Origin of the sequence: Floridaenema aerugineum BLCC-F46 (genome assembly GCF_041929345.1) — a bacterium.
Classification (GTDB): domain Bacteria; phylum Cyanobacteriota; class Cyanobacteriia; order Cyanobacteriales; family Aerosakkonemataceae; genus Floridanema; species Floridanema aerugineum.
On the sequence record NZ_JBHFNQ010000066.1, the window covers coordinates 1 to 16,583 of the forward strand.

17 protein-coding genes and 1 pseudogene are annotated in these 16,583 nt (G+C 38.8%); 11 read left to right on the plus strand and 7 right to left on the minus strand.

Annotated features, from left to right (window positions below; translation table 11 throughout):
• The first annotated feature begins 147 nt into the window (after window positions 1-147).
• Window positions 148-2,526: a CHAT domain-containing protein gene (locus tag ACE1CC_RS09015; RefSeq protein ID WP_413270129.1), complete on the plus strand. Its 2,379-nt coding sequence runs from the start codon at window positions 148-150 to the stop codon at window positions 2,524-2,526.
• Window positions 2,527-2,537: 11 nt separating this feature from the next.
• Here ACE1CC_RS09015 and ACE1CC_RS09020 read toward each other — a convergent pair whose 3' ends face one another.
• From ACE1CC_RS09020 to ACE1CC_RS09030, 3 genes are read right to left on the minus strand one after another with little or no spacing between them, the layout of a single operon-like run.
• On the minus strand, window positions 2,538-3,338 hold the full coding sequence (locus ACE1CC_RS09020) for a DUF928 domain-containing protein (RefSeq protein WP_413270130.1): 801 nt from the start codon (window positions 3,336-3,338) through the stop codon (window positions 2,538-2,540).
• Between the two features lie 24 nt (window positions 3,339-3,362).
• The gene (locus tag ACE1CC_RS09025; protein WP_413270131.1) at window positions 3,363-5,597 is read right to left on the minus strand and encodes a CHASE2 domain-containing protein; all 2,235 of its coding nucleotides are present in this window, start codon (window positions 5,595-5,597) and stop codon (window positions 3,363-3,365) included.
• A 25-nt stretch (window positions 5,598-5,622) separates the two neighbouring features.
• The gene (locus tag ACE1CC_RS09030; protein ID WP_413270132.1) at window positions 5,623-7,242 is read right to left on the minus strand and encodes an NB-ARC domain-containing protein; all 1,620 of its coding nucleotides are present in this window, start codon (window positions 7,240-7,242) and stop codon (window positions 5,623-5,625) included.
• A 292-nt stretch (window positions 7,243-7,534) separates the two neighbouring features.
• On the opposite strand from ACE1CC_RS09030, the gene ACE1CC_RS09035 reads away from it, so the two are divergent.
• The 5 genes from ACE1CC_RS09035 to ACE1CC_RS09055 all read left to right on the plus strand — a co-directional run bounded on the left by ACE1CC_RS09035 (window position 7,535) and on the right by ACE1CC_RS09055 (window position 11,811).
• Complete coding sequence (locus ACE1CC_RS09035; protein ID WP_413270133.1) at window positions 7,535-8,305, plus strand: hypothetical protein; 771 nt, start codon at window positions 7,535-7,537, stop codon at window positions 8,303-8,305.
• Entirely contained in the window at window positions 8,298-9,893 is a 1,596-nt protein-coding gene (gene lnt / locus ACE1CC_RS09040) for an apolipoprotein N-acyltransferase (RefSeq protein ID WP_413270134.1), read from the plus strand. Before ACE1CC_RS09035 ends, lnt begins: the two co-directional genes overlap by 8 nt.
• Before the next feature lie 11 nt (window positions 9,894-9,904).
• Window positions 9,905-10,951 (plus strand): NHL repeat-containing protein, encoded by a 1,047-nt coding sequence (locus tag ACE1CC_RS09045; RefSeq protein ID WP_413270135.1) that lies wholly within the window; start codon window positions 9,905-9,907, stop codon window positions 10,949-10,951.
• Between the two features lie 93 nt (window positions 10,952-11,044).
• Window positions 11,045-11,395, plus strand: coding sequence for a hypothetical protein (locus ACE1CC_RS09050; protein ID WP_413270136.1), 351 nt, complete (start codon window positions 11,045-11,047; stop codon window positions 11,393-11,395).
• Between the two features lie 11 nt (window positions 11,396-11,406).
• Window positions 11,407-11,811 (plus strand): hypothetical protein, encoded by a 405-nt coding sequence (locus ACE1CC_RS09055; RefSeq protein ID WP_413270137.1) that lies wholly within the window; start codon window positions 11,407-11,409, stop codon window positions 11,809-11,811.
• A 327-nt stretch (window positions 11,812-12,138) separates the two neighbouring features.
• Here ACE1CC_RS09055 and ACE1CC_RS09060 read toward each other — a convergent pair whose 3' ends face one another.
• From ACE1CC_RS09060 to ACE1CC_RS09075, 4 genes and pseudogenes are all read right to left on the minus strand, one after another.
• Entirely contained in the window at window positions 12,139-12,378 is a 240-nt protein-coding gene (locus ACE1CC_RS09060) for a DUF2283 domain-containing protein (protein ID WP_413270138.1), read from the minus strand.
• A gap of 222 nt (window positions 12,379-12,600) precedes the next feature.
• Window positions 12,601-12,900: pseudogene (locus ACE1CC_RS36745) on the minus strand (DUF433 domain-containing protein); the annotation flags it as partial.
• 188 nt (window positions 12,901-13,088) lie between these two features.
• Window positions 13,089-13,451 carry a DUF5615 family PIN-like protein gene (locus ACE1CC_RS09070; RefSeq protein ID WP_413270140.1) on the minus strand — a complete coding sequence of 121 codons (363 nt, stop codon included), beginning with the start codon at window positions 13,449-13,451 and terminating at the stop codon, window positions 13,089-13,091.
• Window positions 13,452-13,455: 4 nt separating this feature from the next.
• Window positions 13,456-13,803 (minus strand): DUF433 domain-containing protein, encoded by a 348-nt coding sequence (locus ACE1CC_RS09075; protein WP_413270141.1) that lies wholly within the window; start codon window positions 13,801-13,803, stop codon window positions 13,456-13,458.
• Between the two features lie 192 nt (window positions 13,804-13,995).
• On the opposite strand from ACE1CC_RS09075, the gene ACE1CC_RS09080 reads away from it, so the two are divergent.
• The 5 genes from ACE1CC_RS09080 to ACE1CC_RS09100 all read left to right on the plus strand — a co-directional run bounded on the left by ACE1CC_RS09080 (window position 13,996) and on the right by ACE1CC_RS09100 (window position 16,573).
• On the plus strand, window positions 13,996-14,331 hold the full coding sequence (locus tag ACE1CC_RS09080) for a late competence development ComFB family protein (protein ID WP_413270142.1): 336 nt from the start codon (window positions 13,996-13,998) through the stop codon (window positions 14,329-14,331).
• A 91-nt stretch (window positions 14,332-14,422) separates the two neighbouring features.
• Window positions 14,423-14,662, plus strand: a complete 240-nt coding sequence (locus tag ACE1CC_RS09085) for a hypothetical protein (RefSeq protein ID WP_413270143.1) — start codon at window positions 14,423-14,425, stop codon at window positions 14,660-14,662.
• Window positions 14,663-14,796: 134 nt separating this feature from the next.
• Window positions 14,797-15,435, plus strand: a complete 639-nt coding sequence (locus ACE1CC_RS09090) for a sugar transferase (protein ID WP_413270144.1) — start codon at window positions 14,797-14,799, stop codon at window positions 15,433-15,435.
• A 12-nt stretch (window positions 15,436-15,447) separates the two neighbouring features.
• Window positions 15,448-15,696 carry an NfeD family protein gene (locus ACE1CC_RS09095; RefSeq protein WP_413270145.1) on the plus strand — a complete coding sequence of 83 codons (249 nt, stop codon included), beginning with the start codon at window positions 15,448-15,450 and terminating at the stop codon, window positions 15,694-15,696.
• Window positions 15,697-15,724: 28 nt separating this feature from the next.
• Entirely contained in the window at window positions 15,725-16,573 is an 849-nt protein-coding gene (locus ACE1CC_RS09100; protein ID WP_413270146.1) for a glycosyltransferase family 2 protein, read from the plus strand.
• Window positions 16,574-16,583: the final 10 nt, after the last annotated feature.

Below are 16,583 nucleotides of genomic sequence, written 5' to 3' on the forward strand. Positions count from 1 at the left end.
TAACAATTATCGATCGCAAAATGAACTACAAAAAACTGAAATTGTGGAGGCGCAAGGTTGGATAAGGGGAGAAAATGGTGAAATAATTTTAACTGCTCAAACACCTGTTACACCAGCTAATTTTATACTTTTACCTGGTAGCTGCAAATGAAAAAGTTATTAATAAAATTCTTAATTTTAGCGATTTTGTCACTAGTTGTTACTGTGAGTGTAGCACAGATTATTCCGCGAATGTTAATGGCTGGAGAGGCGATCGCATTTCCCACAAATTCCACCTTTTTACAAACCGCTATCACTTGGAATGAAACCGGAAAAAAACAACTCGAACAAGGGGAAGCAGAAGCAGCATTAAAAAGTTGGCAACAAGCAGAAATCGCATATCATAAAGCTAAGGATGAAAATGGTGTAATTGGTAGTCAAATTAACCAAGCACAAGCACTTCAAGCATTAGGAAAATATCAGGAAGCCGAAAAGTTATTAATCAAAATCCAAGAATCTCTCAAAAGTCAACCCGATTCTTTATTAAAAGTTCTGGCAAAGCGTAACTTGGGTGATGTTTGGCGAGTTACAGGTAATTTGATTGAGTCAGAAAAAATTTTACAAGAAAGTTGGAAAATAGCCGTAAGTTTACAGTCTCCCGAAAATGCTAATGCTGCTCAATTAAGTTTAGGTAATACCGCTGTTGCTCAAGCAAAACGAGCCGAATCAGTTGGTGAAAAAAAGCAAGCTAAGGAAGAGATTAAAAAAGCTCTAAACTTTTATCAAACCGTCCTGAAAAATAATCCCAGTCCGCTAATAAAACTACAAGCCCAACTAAATCTACTTTACCTGTTTAGTGAAAATCCTGAAAGTTCTGAAGTGGAAATATGGCTAAAAATTCGCGAAAGTCTCAATGAAATCCCCATTAATCACATAGCTGTTGCAGCGAGAATTAACTTCGCTAATAGTCTGCTCAAGCTTTATCAAAGTTCAAATAAATATACTCCTGAATCAAAAGAGATTTATCAAATTTTAGAAACAGCTTTACAACAATCCCGAAATTTAAATAATCAGCGATTAGAAGCATACACTCTCGGATATTTAGGCAAATTATATGAGTTAAATCAACAACCATTAGAAGCAATTAAGTTAACTAATCAAGCTTTAAATATAGCTCAATTAGAACAAGCCTGGGATATTGCTTATCAATGGCAATGGCAGTTAGGAAGATTATACAATATTCAAGGGGAAAAAGCGAAAACAATTGCAGCTTACAAGACAGCTATTAATTCATTAGATATATTACGAAAAAATCTTATTGCTATCAATCCAGAAGGTCAATTTTCTTTTCGTGATGATGTTGAACCTGTGTATCGCCAGTTAGTTGATTTATTGTTGCAACCAGAACCAGGAAAAAAGGAACCAAGTCAAGAAAATCTCAAGTTAGCAATTGAAAATATTGATGGACTACAATTAGCAGAAATTCAAAACCTGCTTGGCTGCACTAATCTAGCTCCATCAGTGTTTACTAATCAGGTAGTAGATCCAAAAGCTGCTATAATTTATCCGATTATTTTAGATCGACGATTAGCGGTTATTTTGCAATTACCAGGTAAGGATTTATCGTATCACGAAACTCTGCTCGATCGACAAGAAATAGAAAGAATTCTCAAAGAGTTAAGAACAGATCTAACAGCATCTAATCGCAAAAATGAGGTGGTTATCAATTCCCAAAAAGTTTATCAATGGTTAATTCAGCCGTTTGATGAAATTCTGAGTAATAATCAATCAATTAAGACGTTAGTATTTGTCTTGGATGGGTACTTAAGAAATATTCCAATGGCAGTTTTGTCTGATGGAAAAAACTATTTGATGGAGAAGTATGCGATCGCTATTTCTCCCAGAATAGAACTTTTTACACCCAAACCTTTAAGCCGTAAATTAAAAGTTTTTCTAGGCGGAGTTGGCGAAGCACAAAATATTGATGGCAAAGAATTTGAGAAAATCGAGTATTTTGAAGCTGAGTTAAATGAAATCAAAAGTAATATTGACCCAATTAGAGATTTAATTAACAATAATTTTACTAAATCAAATATCGAAAAATTGCTAGCCTCTGAAGAGTTTTCGATAATTCACATTAAAACTCACGGAGAATTTAGTTCAACTCCCGATCGCACTTTTATTGTAGCCTACAATCAACTATTAAAAGCAACAGATTTAGCTCGATTAATTGAAACTAACACCCAAAGTAAACCTAGAGAAATAGAGTTATTAGTTTTGAGTGCTTGTTACACTGCACAAGGAGATAATCGAGCCGTTTTAGGATTAGCTGGAATTGCGATCGGAGCAGGCGCACGCAGCACCATCTCAAGTTTATGGATAGCACAAGATGTAGCCAATACCGCACTAATGGCTAGATTTTATGAAGAATTATCTAAAGGTATCTCAAGAGCAGAAGCATTAAATATTGCTCAAAAAGCCTTATTTGAGCAATATAAATCTCCTAATGTTTGGGCACCTTATGTATTAGTCGGTAACTGGTTATAGCATAGCTATAATTATTGGTTTTCCTGAAGTTGGATTATTTCAACAATTGGTTCTTCTGCTATATTTTCTAACTTCGCAGATTGTAATAAGTTAATCCATTGGCGTTGAATCTCCTTATCCTCTGGATTATTACGGCGCAGTTCAGCTAATTGAGTTAAGGAATCATACCAAATATCGGGGTTAATTTGGTTAGTAGAAGTATTTGGTAATGCAACTCTTTGTACCCACTCATTAACTGATAATCCAGGGTTAGAATTACTATCTGATTTGCATTTAACTATTAAGTACCAATGGTAATATTTGCCTTGTTGAAGTGCATATTTTGGCACAGAAGGTAAACGAACGCCAATAATTCCTGGTGTCTTGCTGGGAACAAAAGAAGTTCGATAAATTGTATTTTCGTCGCGATCGTGCAGTGAAAATTCTATTGATTGAATTTCATCAGGTGTAAAGGGAATGTAAAACCAAAAAGTTGGATGTTCTGAAGTTGTTAATCTTTGTTGAATATTTAGCGGTACTAAAGCTGTCAGTGGTTTATCTGTTTTTCTGCATGACTCACTACCACTTAATCCGCCACCGGGTCTTCCTTGACCAGGCGGCGGAGGTGTATTTTCTCCACCTCCTGCTCTTCTTGGATCGGACGTTGGGGGTGTGTTCTCATTAACTTGCTGTTTGGAATTATTTGCTACTGAACTGCTAGGATAGTAACTCTGACCCAAAGTTTTTACTGGTGTAAAATCAAGCAAAATACTAGCAATAGGTAGGAAAATCGCTAGTATAAGCTTTCCAAGTTTTAATAAGTTAATCAGCATAGATGCTCTACTCGGAAAAACTGACTAAAAATGTGTTTTCCTATAGCTAATATAAATTATCAGACCTTGAGTAGAAAACAGAGATAATACGGAAGGAACAAAGGGTAGCCAGCCGCCGTAAGTCAGAGTAGTTAAAGCAATTTGATACAATAGCAAAATGGCAAGGCTGTTAAAAAAGAATAAAATATAGATATAACGGGGTTTCCAGACTAATAGGCTACCTATTAGAGACCAAATTGCTACCCAAATGAAATCTCCCCATTGAAAATTACCCCATTGTGGTAAAACCCATAATAATGGTCGATTATCAATTATAGCACTGATAATTTGGCTCAACTGATGAGCATGAACCCAAACGCCGGGAATACGACCATAAGGAGTGTTAAAATCATCTTTGGCAATGGGAGCAGTATAACCAACTAAGACGATTTTATTGTTTACTAATTCTTTGAGTTGACTATCTGTTTCAGCTTCTAAAAGTTGTGTCAAAGAGAGAGATTTAGCAATTTTTTCTTGTCCCCAAGGAGAACGATAATTAATTAAAATTTGGTTGCTCTTTCCGTCTAAGTTTTGATAGCCACCTGTACGAGTTGCTAGTTTTTTTAAGACTACTTTTTCAGTTTGCCATTCTTCATTTTGGTTAAGTTTCAAGGTTATTCCTTCAATTTCAAGAAACCGTTTGGCTAAATAAAAACTCAAGCTATAAGGAGTTGTACAATTTGAAATGTATGGATTTAAATCGGAATCAAAATGTAGAATTTGCCGACGCACATATTTATCTGGATCATTATTTTCTAAATCACTAAAACCAAATTTTTCCTGAATTTGATGCTGTAATTCAGGCAAGGGTAAAAAATCTTTATATTGATTTATAGAAGCTTGAGAAAAACAGACAAGTAATATATTTTTATTTTTTTGCAATTGCTCAATGAATTCTTTTCGTCCTGGTGGACGAGGTTGATAGCGGTGCAGATCTAAACCAATTAATCTTGGTTGATATTTTTGTAGTTTTTCAATTACTTTTGCTAAAGTTGCATCTCTAATAGAATACTTTTTATAGCGATCGCCTACATATTTCTTAATATCTTCTTCAGTTATTTCTATTACTAAAAGCCGGGAGTCTATCACTTCTCCGGGACGCGATCGCATCAACCAATCGAACGCTGACAACTCCCAATTTTGCAACCATCCTAAATACCGCACACCCATAATTAAACCAGTCACAGTCAGACTGGATAACATGAAAATTTTCCAATTTAATTGCAGTTTTGGTAACTCAAAAAAAGTTGTGAATGCGGAAAAATATCGCTTTTGTTTTTGCAGAGAAAGCTTTTTAAACTCTTGTAATTGATGCAAGCTACCAGATTCTAAAGCTTGCAAGTATTGGCGGATAATATCTGTATTTATTGGACGTTGAAATCGTGAAGGTTCCATTAACCAATCAATTAGATCGGCTAATGGCTGAGAAATATTAATTGCACTTTCTCGCCATAATAATCTCAGATGTTCATCTTCATCAAATTCGCTTGGTTCTTTTCCAGTTAAAAGATAGACAAATGTCCGCCCTAATGCAAAAAAATCCGATTGAGGTAAAGGTTTTCCATTAATTTGTTCTAATGGTGTGTAGCCATAACTAAGAACAGCAGTTACTAATTCTTGATTCCCCCCTAATTTTGCCAGGTAAGTGTCAGTTATTTTCCGCACAGTACCAAAATCAATTAATACCAATTGACCAGATTTTCGCAACATAATATTTGTCGGTTTAATGTCGCGGTGGAAATATTGTTCTTGATGCAATTTTTCGAGGATTTCAATTAGTTGGTGTAACCAAGCGATCGCCTTTTTTTCAGAAATTGGTTGATGATTCTGTTTTTCTAACCATTCACTTAAATTCAATCCTTCAATTTTCTCCATTACCAAACAGTGTATCGCATTTTTACTGCCATCTATTTGGTATTGAAAATATCCATCAGATTCTACTTTAGGAATTCCCGGATGTCGTAATTTGCTTAAAACTTTTGCTTCTTGTTCAAACAAAGCAATCAGTTTTTTATCTTTGTGAAATAGGCGTTTTAATACTTTTCTCTTGCCGTTATCATCAATTTCAAAAATTTCTCCACATCCCCCTTTACCCAAACGACGAATCACCCGATATCGTTGCTGTAAAATTAATTCTGCACCACAATTAATGCAGCATAGCCTATTGGCATTTTTCGGATTGGATGGCTCCTTACACTTGGGATTTAAGCAATAACTCATAATAGATGCCTAAGTTTACCCAATATTAATTACTTGACAATTCTTTAATTATTGCTTCCAGGTTATCGGTTGCATATCCGATCTCTAAAGGTGAATTTTTGGAAATTTCCGAGAGAACGTTATTTAGTTGTTCTCGTAAACTCCGAGGATTTCTAATTATTTTACGCAGGACTTCTAAAATTTGTTGCATCATTGATAAGCTTTCACCTTCTTTTTGAGTTTTATCTTCTTCTTCCAAAGTCCAACAATAATGTTTAATAATTTCCATCCTTTTAAAGTCTCCAGTTTTCATTGCTTGGATAATTTCTTCTGCACTCTGCTCAACTAAAAGGTTTTTCACATATTCCATGACGACTGGAGGTAAGGTAAAACCTGCGATACTTTTTTCAATTAGCGATCGCCTCCCCAAAGATTCCAATGCTTCAAATAATTTCAACTCTGATTCCGAGATCCACATATTTGTTTGTAGTTCTTTCAGGGAAACTGGATGATCGGAAATTGCTAACCAATTGGTAATTTCTTTTTCTAATTCCGACAATCGTTCAAACTCTTCCTCAATTAAATTCCGCATATCTCGCAAAACTAAAGTCGGTCGTTGTTTGAGGAATTGCACAACACTACCACAAAATACTTCTTGAATTGTCGTCGAAACTATCTTTAATGCTAGAGGATTGCCACGATAAAGTTTAATCAGCATTCCCCATTTAGTAGAATCGGATAATCCCTTAGCTTTGAGTATTTCTCCAGCGTCAGCTTCATTTAATCCTGCTACTTGCCAGGAACGAACAGGTAAACTTTCTCCTTCTTGGAAAGCAACTTCTCTCGGTTTTTCCACACTGGTAACAATCAAACAACTTTGATGAGGTTCTTCGCCTATTCGCCGCAGGAGTTCACTATATTCTTTATACTTTTCTTCGTAATGTCCGGCGAAATCTCCCGATCGCAAAATGGTTTCCAAGTTATCTAAAATAATTAAACAACGAGAAGTTTTGCAAATCTCTAAAATTTGGCTAATTCTATCTTCTGAATTCCCTAACTCAAGGTTTCGTTTGGGAGAAAGTATCGGCAGAATATCTCCTAACAAATCTTCGAGGAGTAAGGGATGACGTAGCGATCGCCAAATCACATAATCAAAATGTTCTTGAAGTTTTTGTCCTAATTTTACTGACAGCGCCGTTTTCCCAATCCCTACCATTCCCAGTAATGCTACCAAACGACAGCGGTCGCGCAGCGTGGCGTTAGCCGTATCGCTCACTATCCATTGTTCTAGTTTAGTGAGTTCTTCTTCACGACCGTAAAAAATTGACACATCTGGCGCTTCTCCCCAATCTTGGCAAGGTTGGGTGAGTATTTCTGCGTTATCCTCCTGAATCGTTTTGCTCAAATTAACCTGAATAGAGCCTTTTTGGTAGAGAGATATAAGAATTTGTTGCAATTTAGCCAATTTTCCTGGCCCTGCGCCACCAATGCGAAATTTTTTGTAAACTTCGCCTAATCTTTTCCGCACTGCTTCCGGCGTGATTTCGAGTTGGGTGGCGATCGCTAGAATCGATTTCCCATCCAACGCCATCGACAACACCGTTAATTCAGTGTTAGATACGCCATGTTCAGTTGCCACCGTCCTCAGAAATTCCTGGGGAATCACAGCTATTCGCTCCCCTTTATTATAGATACTTCATTGTATATCCTTAAGTGAGTTTTGTCTAATCTAGATTTTCACTTAAGCTATAAGCTTTTTACAAAACTTCACTAAAAATCCTTGCTGAAATTGCGTATTGTCACTTGACTTTTATACTTAAGTGAGATAAAGTAATTTACAAGCTCACATTGAAAGTGAACTGTGAAGTGAGGAGCGATCGATCTTCTGGGAGGAGTGCGATCGATCCGCAAAACATCCTTACTGTCAAAACCGATATTTTGTGGGAGTTTAGATCAATATGCAACTACGCTACGTTTTTAAGACTTGCTTGGCGCTGACGGTTCTAACTGGTGTGACGATGAGTAGCGTTTTACCAGCAAATGCAGGGGGTGGCGGTGGATGGCAGCCACCACCACCACCACCGCCACCGCCACCACCACCACCACCGCCCGGTTCTACGCAATCGACAGCGATTCTGCCAACCTTAGTGCAACTGGTGCAACAGGGAAGTCAGGTGTTTACAACAGGGCGAAGCTTTTTTCAGGCAGGGCGGACTTTTTTCCGCACAGGGCGGACATTGTTTAGCTTTTTAAGGCAAAGTCCCCGGCTTTGGTTCGATCCACCAACTGCTTCTGGGTTTGTCTACAGCATGAGTCCAGATTCAAATTCTCTGTTTACTGAAATTATGGATTTCCCGACAGGAATAGATGCTGATAACTTGTTCACCGTCTCAGTTGGAGATACCGTAATTGGTCAATTCAGTCCTGGTCAAAAAGTAAATTTTGTTGATTTACTCGGTCACGGTGTAAGTGAATTCGCCATTACTGGAATCGATCCGTTAGTCGATCCATTAAGTGAGAATCCATTCCCGCTGATGCTGGATTTCAACACACCAACAGCCGATTTTACTATGGCAGATTTAGAGATATTCCAACCCACAGAAGAACAATTAAGGTCTATTCCCGAACCTTCTGGTGGCTTGAGCATTCTGGCGTTTGGTGCTATTGGTGCTGCTGCGCTAGTGAAACGCCAAAGGAAATTAGCTAAGAGTGTTTTCAGCAATGGCTGAGATTAGCTGGGCTGCTAGCCGTCGATTGGGGTTAGTCTTCAGCGGCGGCTTGTTGATGGGGATGACTACCGCGCCAGTATCAGCATGGCCCCTAGCGTGGGTTGCATTAGTTCCCCTCTGGGTATTGGTTGTAGATGCTAGCCCCATCCCAAATCCCAAATCCCAAATTTCATATTCTCTGGCGTGGGGAATTGGATATCACGGTTTAGCGCTGTCTTGGATTATGGGGATTCACCCGATGACTTGGATGGGAATTCCCTGGCTAATCAGTTTGCTAATTGCTCTGTTTTGCTGGACTTTAGTCACGCTATGGGGAGCGGCGTTAGTGACAGTTTGGATCTGGGGAATGACGATAATTTGTCGTAAATCTCTTGCTTGGGTTCGCATCTTAGTCGGGGTAGCTTTGTGGTGTGGTTTGGAGAGCTTTTGGAGCAATGGGCCACTGTACTGGACTTCTATTTCTTATACTCAGAGTCCCCACAATTTAGCAATTTTGCACTTGGGTCAAATTTCTGGTCCTAGTACAGTGACAGCAGCTTTGGTAGCAGTAAATGGTCTGATTGCCGAAGCATGGCTAAAAAGCCATAATTGCAAAATGTCTCTGAATGTGCGGCTCTTTTTCTGGCCTGTTGTTTGTTATTTTTTATTGCACGCTATAGGTTTTGGGCTGTATAGTCGTCCTTTGATTCAAGTACCTGAAACAGCATTAAAAGTAGGTATCATTCAGGGCAATGTTCCTAATGAAATTAAGCTTTACTCTGAGGGTTTCAATCGCGCTATAGAAGGCTATACAGCAGGATATGAGAGTTTGGCTGCTCAAGGCATGGATGCAGTTTTAACTCCAGAAGTCGCTTTACCATTTCTGTGGACAGACTCAAGCCGAGTACACAATTCTTTTTACCAAGCTGTCCGCAAGTGGGGAGTTGTTGCCTGGTTGGGAGCTTATGGAACCCAAGAGGTTGGGGAAGATTTGCCACCTGCACTGACGACTAGCTTGTTTACTCTCTCAAAAAATGGGGAAATCTTTAGCCGCTATGATAAGGTGCATTTAGTGCCTTTGGGAGAGTCACTTCCCTTTGAGAAATTTTTAGTACAACTGCGGTTATCGCCGAATAAAGCTTTGATGGTGGCAGGTAAGCCAAATCAGAAGTTCGATACGCCTTTTGGTCCTGCAATAGTCGGCGTGTGTTTTGATTCAGCGTTTCCCGAACATTTCCGCACTCAAGCAGCTGCTGGTGGTGAGTTTATCCTTACATCTTCTAATGATGCTCATTACAGTTGGGCAATGCCGTCTCAGCATCATGCACAAGATGTGATGCGGGCAATTGAAACAAACCGCTGGGCGGTACGGGCTACGAATACGGGTTATTCGGCTATTGTTGACCCTCACGGCAGAACTGAATGGTTGTCTGAGCTAAATACTTACGAAGTTCATGCGGCAACAATTTATCGACGCGAAAATCAGACTCTTTATGTGCGACGGGGTGATTGGTTGATGCTGGTTTTGTTGCTATCAGCTGGATTTGCTTGGTTTTTCAATTTTTACCGAATACACAAAACATTCTCTTTTTCGGAGAAAGGAGTTTGATAATAAGCAAAATGATTAATTTACAGAAACTAATTCTCAAAGGATTGGTAGTAACAGCTTCTCTTGTAACTACCTCATCAGCAACATTAGCCGCTACCTTTTCTGGCGACCTTTTCTATACCAGATACCTCACTGATCCAACAAATCCCACTAGCGTTAAAAAGGCGGTTTACAACTACGATGATATTGCTCATACTTTGACTCTGGGAAACCGTATAAGTATCGCCAACGGTGGTGCAGGAGACGGAATGGTATTTGCCCCGGACGGAGATTTAATTGTAGGTGTAGGTCAACAAGTTCAAAAGGTTAACCCAGATAACGGTGCTATTCTCTCTTCGTCGGCCGTAGGTACAAATGCCTTACATCTGGCGCTTGACCCAAGCGGTCAGAAAGTTTGGGGAGGCACTGAGGGGCCTGTTGGAACAAATACACCCTTAGCAGAAATTCCTCTGACTCCTTTTAGTAATGCGATTCCACGCCCTCTCACAGGTGACGATAAATTCATCACTGCTATTGCTTTTGATAACGCTGGTACAGCTTATTACACAGCTGGTGGAGATGACGTAAATGGCAGTTTTGGCATTATTGACCTGAATACTTTTACTACTAAACGCCTCTTAGGTAATATCCCTTCTGCTCACGGAATGATTTTCGATCCATTCACGGAAGATTTAATTATGTTCCGCCACAATCATATTACCCAAGTCGATCCGAAAACCGGAGCAATTTCTGACTACGCTTTACCAACATCAGTCTTTTTAGATGGCGGTACTGCTGATGGTAACGGACACTTATTTGTTGCCGATGCTGCTAACGGCAATTTAGTATTCATGGATTACGCTGCTAGCGGTCAGGTAGGGGCAGCTGGTAATTTTGTTGCTACCCCATTTTTAGATACGCATATTGATGATATAGCACCCTTATCTGGCCCTGGTTCTAAGCGTGTTCCCGAACCTTCTTCTACGTTAGGTTTATTGGTACTTAGTGCTTTCGGTTTTCGTTCAATGTGGAAACGTCACCGGGCACAAAAAGTTTTGCATTCAGTTGTAAGTAATTGATGAAAATGCGATCGCCTACTTGGAACTAATCAAAATGCGATCGGATTTGGGGATTCATCGAAGTGCGATCGCCATTCACCTTAAAATCGGGGAATGTCAAATGCCAGCAGATTGCCAATTCACTCACTGTACGCAGACGGAACAGCTGTGCTTAGGGGTCAGAAACCGCCCCGCATTTCTGGCCCAGACCCCGCCGCGATCGGCCCTCATTCTGTGTTGCGCTGGGACACTACGAACAACCGCATTTACCAAAGGCGGGAGTATGATGCAGATAGGTTCCCCGTGCGCGATCTAGATTTCACTAATCCCGCCTTTCCCGGTAGCGGCACACCTCGTCCGGGTCATCCGGGGCCACCCCATCAGCACCGCTTTGCAGTCAACGACCCCAATATTGGGCCTCGCTCTGGATTCATCAGAAGTGGGCCAGAACCTTTAGAACCATAATAGGAGAAATTATGCGTGGTGTCACCATTACAGATCGCACAGAGGATAATTTCCTTGCCATAAATTTAGTCGATATCCTTTACCAAATCGGCGACTTTATCGAAGATACAGAATGGGAAATTTCAGCAGTAGAATGTTTTGGCACTGCTGCCGATAAATTACATGAAATTGCCGATCGCAAAGCGAGATTGCCTGGAAAAGTTTTGTTGCAATTAGCAGAAAATTTGACTCAGGTAATTGACGGTGTATTTATCGGCTACCGAAACGATCGTCTCAATCCCTGGATTATTATCGAAGCTGTTGATAGTTCTGCTTATGATGTTCAAAGCGATTCGGAAGATGTGCTAAAGCGAATCAGGCAACATTTCAAACAGGTAGCAGATTTGCCATCTGAAGAGATTGCGATATCCAGATAAAATCGCAATTGTTTCTGCAAAATCATCTAGTTTTTCTGTTGCTTATGCCACAATCAACTGTCTTAATGTTAGCTGATCGCATGATAAGCGTCAAGCAACTATAGATATTGCTAATCTGCTGACTTCTCTCGACCAAGATCGTCCTACGATTCTGCGAAAGCTAACAGCAATTGAGAACAAAGTCGATCAGATTTTGGAAAGAGAGAATAGCGATCGATCTGTCAATGGAGAGTGAAAAAGCTATTGCCAACTAGGAATTAATTGAAATGCGATCGCTACTTCAAATAAATTCTATGCGATCGCCTCACCTCAATTCCAAACCCATTCTTAAGCTTTCACAGAAAGATGTAAGTCTGCCATAATTGGTAGTTCAAACACATTACTTTCCTGAAACCGCTTCGAGAAAAACATCACTTCCAAATTCTCAATTTCCTCAGTCACAGGATTAAGACGAGCAACAATTCCGTATTCGATTTCTGCTGATTCTTGTTCTGCATAAGGAGAGCATTTGTTTATGTAGAGAATATCACCGACGCGATCGTATTCAACAGTTAATTTCGCTGCCATATTGTTGTTTCAATGCTTGTAAATTTCCTCTTTCCATCCTTTTGGTACACCCTGCCCATCCAATATGGGTAATGGCGCTAGTTCAACTTTCGCTTGTACGATTAGCGATTCACCGTTAGGAAATTGCACTGTGATCGCAGATTTTTGTCGTAACAAGCTCAAAAAATCTTCCCCTGAAATGTTTCTTATGCTTTCAATAGTAATAGTTTGTTCGACGTTCATTAGTTTTTGCTGAACCAAAGAAGGAGTTTTAGCCTCCAACTCCTGCACAAATTTTTCATCTTCATCAATCTGTTGTCGGATTTCTTGGATATGGTCGTGATAATACGCCAAAGCAGCATATACATCAGCCAAAGTAATTGTAGGATATTGCGATACGATTTCATCGGGAGACATTCCCATTCTTTCGTGCCAAATAACAATATCCTGTACTTTAATTCGATGTCCAGCAATACGCGGTTTACCGCCACAAAAACCAGGAGTGATTTCAATATGTTCCGAAATTACGTTTTGAATAGCCATCTTTGCTTAGTACCTTATGATAAGCAATCTCGAATTCACCTGACTATTATGGCATTTTTGGTATCTTTTGCCCAATTCAATTGTAAGCAATATGCCTACTGAACGAATAGCGATCGCGCCAGCGATGCGTAGCATTATCGGATTTGGGGATTTATCGAAATGCGATCGGTTTTATGCTAATGCACTCCTCAAATTGCTGGCAGATAAATAATTAAATCCTGATATTTATCTGCTGGTGAAATCTCAGCAATCTCAATCAAGTTGTCGATCGTTTGACCCATACTCATATTGGGATTCAAAATAAAAATTCCCGGCACATGACGACCTTCATTTATATGATCTGTTAGGTGTACAGGCATAGAACTACGGTTATTTGTGACCAGTAGAAAACCATGTTCTTCACACCAACAGAGAATATCTGGATCTAGCGTTGATTTAGGGGGTGTACCTGGATCTCCAACTGATAAAACATTTAAACTGGGATTCCGTCTTAGCAATTGAGTTTGATAGGCAGGTGCAATATTTTCATCCAAAAGATAGCGGAGTGCCATACATTTATTTTTGTATTACAACCTGTTCTTCAGATGTTTGCTTGCGTTTAGCTAATTCTTGCCGCAGCCAAACTAAAGCAGGTGGAGGATTTAACTCTTGCGCCTTCCGTTGTTGATGAGCGAAATCCATCCAATCAGCCAGGTATTTGCTAACAGCTTCCTGGTTGTGTAAGTAATAAAGAATCGTTGCGTAAACTTGTTCCAATGTTATAGTGCGGTAACTCTGAGCAATTTCTTCTGGTAGCCGCTTGCGATGAATAAAATCATAGAGAACTGTTTCAATTCCTACCCTTGTTCCCTTAATGCGAATATCGTTAGGAGCTAAAAAATTGAAGTAGTCTTCAAGTTGCATAATTCAAACCTCAACTGGAATTTCGATTATACCAAAACCTGCTGCCGTTTTTCATCCGTTTTGCTGAATCGCGCAATAATAATGTGTAGAATTTCGTCCACTGGTAACTCATCAAAATCTAATTATCCTACCCATGCTTGACGCGATCGCAAATCCTCCATTACAACTATTACCATTCATGTTTTTCCACCTATGAATTATCCAAATAACTCAGTGTCACTTTATCATAATGCAATGGAACTGCTGGTAATTGAAGAAATAGAACAACAACTACAAAACCTTCCCCAGCATCTCACTGAATCTATTAACAATAACGATGCTATAGCTTATGCTCTCAATCGTTTACCTCCATTATATGCGACTTCTTTAGAAGGATATTTTTGGCAACAAAAACGAGCCAGAGAAACCTTCAAAGATTTAATTTCTAAAGCTGCAAGCTGGGGAATAAAGGCGGCTCAAAGAAAAAAAGAATTCCGCTCTTATGAAGATACAACACACCTAATGAAACGCTACGCGAACACAAATTAGCAAGTTTGATTCAATGAAGAACTAATCAAAATTTGATTCATTCTTCATTGAATTAAACAAGAAACATCAGTTTTACCTCAAGGCAAACGGTATGACTAAACCTCTAAAACTCAACATTTCTGAAACAACACAAGAACTAATTGCACTGCTAAATCAACAGCAAAGCCCAAATATCAAAGAAAAAATTGTTGCTTTATATCTTTGTAAAATTGGTAAAGTCAACACTCTCACAAATTTAGCTGCAACCATCGGGAAAAACCCAAAAACTCTGCGTCGTTGGTTGCAAACTTACCAATTTAAAGGACTGAACTCTCTCTTACAACTTAACTAAAGTGTAACTTAGAGAATTGATCAGTAAGGTGCGTCAGACACTCGAAATTTTAATCTTAAATTTATAACTTTATCTGAGGCACCCTACAAAATGTAGTTAAGCTTAAATCCATTCAACTTGAGGTAAATAATCCAATGCCTACATTATCATTATCGCTCAGGACTCCTCACCCTTCTACTAAATCTATCTCTAAACGGTTGATGGATATTATCGGTAGTTTAGTGGGATTACTAATTTTAGCTTTAATTTTTTTCCCGATCGCCATTGCCATCAAATTAGATACTCCTGGCCCAATTTTCTACACTCAAAGACGTTACGGACTCTATGGTAAATCTTTCCGAATTTACAAATTTCGGACTATGGTGAAAAACGCCGATGCACTCAAAGCATTAATCAAAAATGAAGCCAAAGGATTCATATTCAAAAACGAAAATGACCTCCGTATTACCAGAATTGGACGCTTTTTACGTCGCACCAGTTTAGATGAATTCCCCCAATTTTGGAATGTTCTCACAGGAGAAATGAGTTTAGTTGGCACTCGTCCTCCCACAACAGATGAAGTAATTCACTATAGTAAACATCATTGGCAGAGATTGAATGTCAAACCAGGATTAACAGGTGAATGGCAAGTTAGTGGTCGGTCAAAAATCAAAGATTTTGAAGCTATTGTTGCTCTCGATTTGCGTTACCAAAAATTATGGAATCCTTGGTATGACTTAGTTATTATTATCCAAACAGTTTTTCTGATTCTTAGACAAACAGGTGCTTGTTAAGGATTTAAAAATATGAAATACTTGTTTGTTAAAGTCGAAATAGAAATGTTTCCCGAACCTTTAATTGGAACGGTGGAAGAAAGAATTACTTCTAATCAATCAGGAAGAGTTAAGTTTTTAGGAACTTATTGGCCTGCCAAACTCCATGAAAGTGATAGAGAAATAACTCTAATTCCTGAAGAAACTATTCATATTATTGGTATTCAAGGAATTACACTACTGGTAGTTCCTATTAACAATGAATTGACTCACCAAAAATAACAACTTTCTTTATTCGCGAGGAAAAACTATGTTCTCTATTTACATTCTGACTTACAACGAAGAAATTGATATAGCAGCTTGCATTGAATCAGCAATCCTATCGGATGATGTGATTGTAGTGGATTCTTATAGTAGCGATAACACTATTAAAATCGCCAGTCGTTATCCAGTCCAAATTGTACAGCACCAATTTGAAACTCATGGAAAACAGCGAACTTGGATGTTAAAAAATGTTCCGACAAAATACGAATGGGTTTATATATTAGAAGCTGACGAACGAATGACACCTTTGCTCTTTGCAGAATGTTTACAAGCTATTAAAACATCTAAATATGTTGGTTACTATGTAGCAGAAAGAGTCATGTTTATGGGGACTTGGATTCGCCACAGCACCCAGTATCCTCGCTACCAAATGCGATTATTCCATAGAGATAAAGTTTGGTTTGCAGATTATGGTCATGCAGAAAGAGAAGTTTGTCAGGGTTTAGTAAGTTTCCTCAATGAAAGTTATCCACATTTTACCTGTAGCAAAGGCTTAAGTCGTTGGATAGAAAAGCATAATCGCTACTCTACTGATGAAGCAGTTGAAACTCTTCAACAATTAGAGAATGGCACAGTCAATTGGCAAGATTTGTTATTTGGTAACTCAGAAGTAGCCAAACGCCGAGCTTTAAAAAATTTATCTGTGCGTCTCCCTTTTAGACCTTTGATACGGTTTATTTATATGTACTTTTTGCTGGGTGGTTTATTAGATGGTTCGGCTGGTTTAGCTTGGTGCTTACTACAGGCTTTTTATGAATATCTAATAGTTTTGAAAGTCAGAGAAATCAAAGCAAATACCTTACCAATTTTTGAACGATTAGAACTAAATACATGAAGAATTAAAT

What these genes read in the sequence shown, in the direction of transcription:
- ACE1CC_RS09015 (WP_413270129.1), top strand. Translation starts at nt 148, where the DNA reads ATGAAAAAGTTATTAATAAAATTCTTAATTTTAGCGATTTTGTCACTA.
- ACE1CC_RS09020 (WP_413270130.1), bottom strand. Translation starts at nt 3,338, where the DNA reads ATGCTGATTAACTTATTAAAACTTGGAAAGCTTATACTAGCGATTTTC.
- ACE1CC_RS09025 (WP_413270131.1), bottom strand. Translation starts at nt 5,597, where the DNA reads ATGAGTTATTGCTTAAATCCCAAGTGTAAGGAGCCATCCAATCCGAAA.
- ACE1CC_RS09035 (WP_413270133.1), top strand. Translation starts at nt 7,535, where the DNA reads ATGCAACTACGCTACGTTTTTAAGACTTGCTTGGCGCTGACGGTTCTA.
- lnt (WP_413270134.1), top strand. Translation starts at nt 8,298, where the DNA reads ATGGCTGAGATTAGCTGGGCTGCTAGCCGTCGATTGGGGTTAGTCTTC.
- ACE1CC_RS09045 (WP_413270135.1), top strand. Translation starts at nt 9,905, where the DNA reads ATGATTAATTTACAGAAACTAATTCTCAAAGGATTGGTAGTAACAGCT.
- ACE1CC_RS09050 (WP_413270136.1), top strand. Translation starts at nt 11,045, where the DNA reads ATGTCAAATGCCAGCAGATTGCCAATTCACTCACTGTACGCAGACGGA.
- ACE1CC_RS09055 (WP_413270137.1), top strand. Translation starts at nt 11,407, where the DNA reads ATGCGTGGTGTCACCATTACAGATCGCACAGAGGATAATTTCCTTGCC.
- ACE1CC_RS09060 (WP_413270138.1), bottom strand. Translation starts at nt 12,378, where the DNA reads ATGGCAGCGAAATTAACTGTTGAATACGATCGCGTCGGTGATATTCTC.
- ACE1CC_RS09070 (WP_413270140.1), bottom strand. Translation starts at nt 13,451, where the DNA reads ATGGCACTCCGCTATCTTTTGGATGAAAATATTGCACCTGCCTATCAA.
- ACE1CC_RS09075 (WP_413270141.1), bottom strand. Translation starts at nt 13,803, where the DNA reads ATGCAACTTGAAGACTACTTCAATTTTTTAGCTCCTAACGATATTCGC.
- ACE1CC_RS09080 (WP_413270142.1), top strand. Translation starts at nt 13,996, where the DNA reads ATGAATTATCCAAATAACTCAGTGTCACTTTATCATAATGCAATGGAA.
- ACE1CC_RS09085 (WP_413270143.1), top strand. Translation starts at nt 14,423, where the DNA reads ATGACTAAACCTCTAAAACTCAACATTTCTGAAACAACACAAGAACTA.
- ACE1CC_RS09090 (WP_413270144.1), top strand. Translation starts at nt 14,797, where the DNA reads ATGCCTACATTATCATTATCGCTCAGGACTCCTCACCCTTCTACTAAA.
- ACE1CC_RS09095 (WP_413270145.1), top strand. Translation starts at nt 15,448, where the DNA reads ATGAAATACTTGTTTGTTAAAGTCGAAATAGAAATGTTTCCCGAACCT.
- ACE1CC_RS09100 (WP_413270146.1), top strand. Translation starts at nt 15,725, where the DNA reads ATGTTCTCTATTTACATTCTGACTTACAACGAAGAAATTGATATAGCA.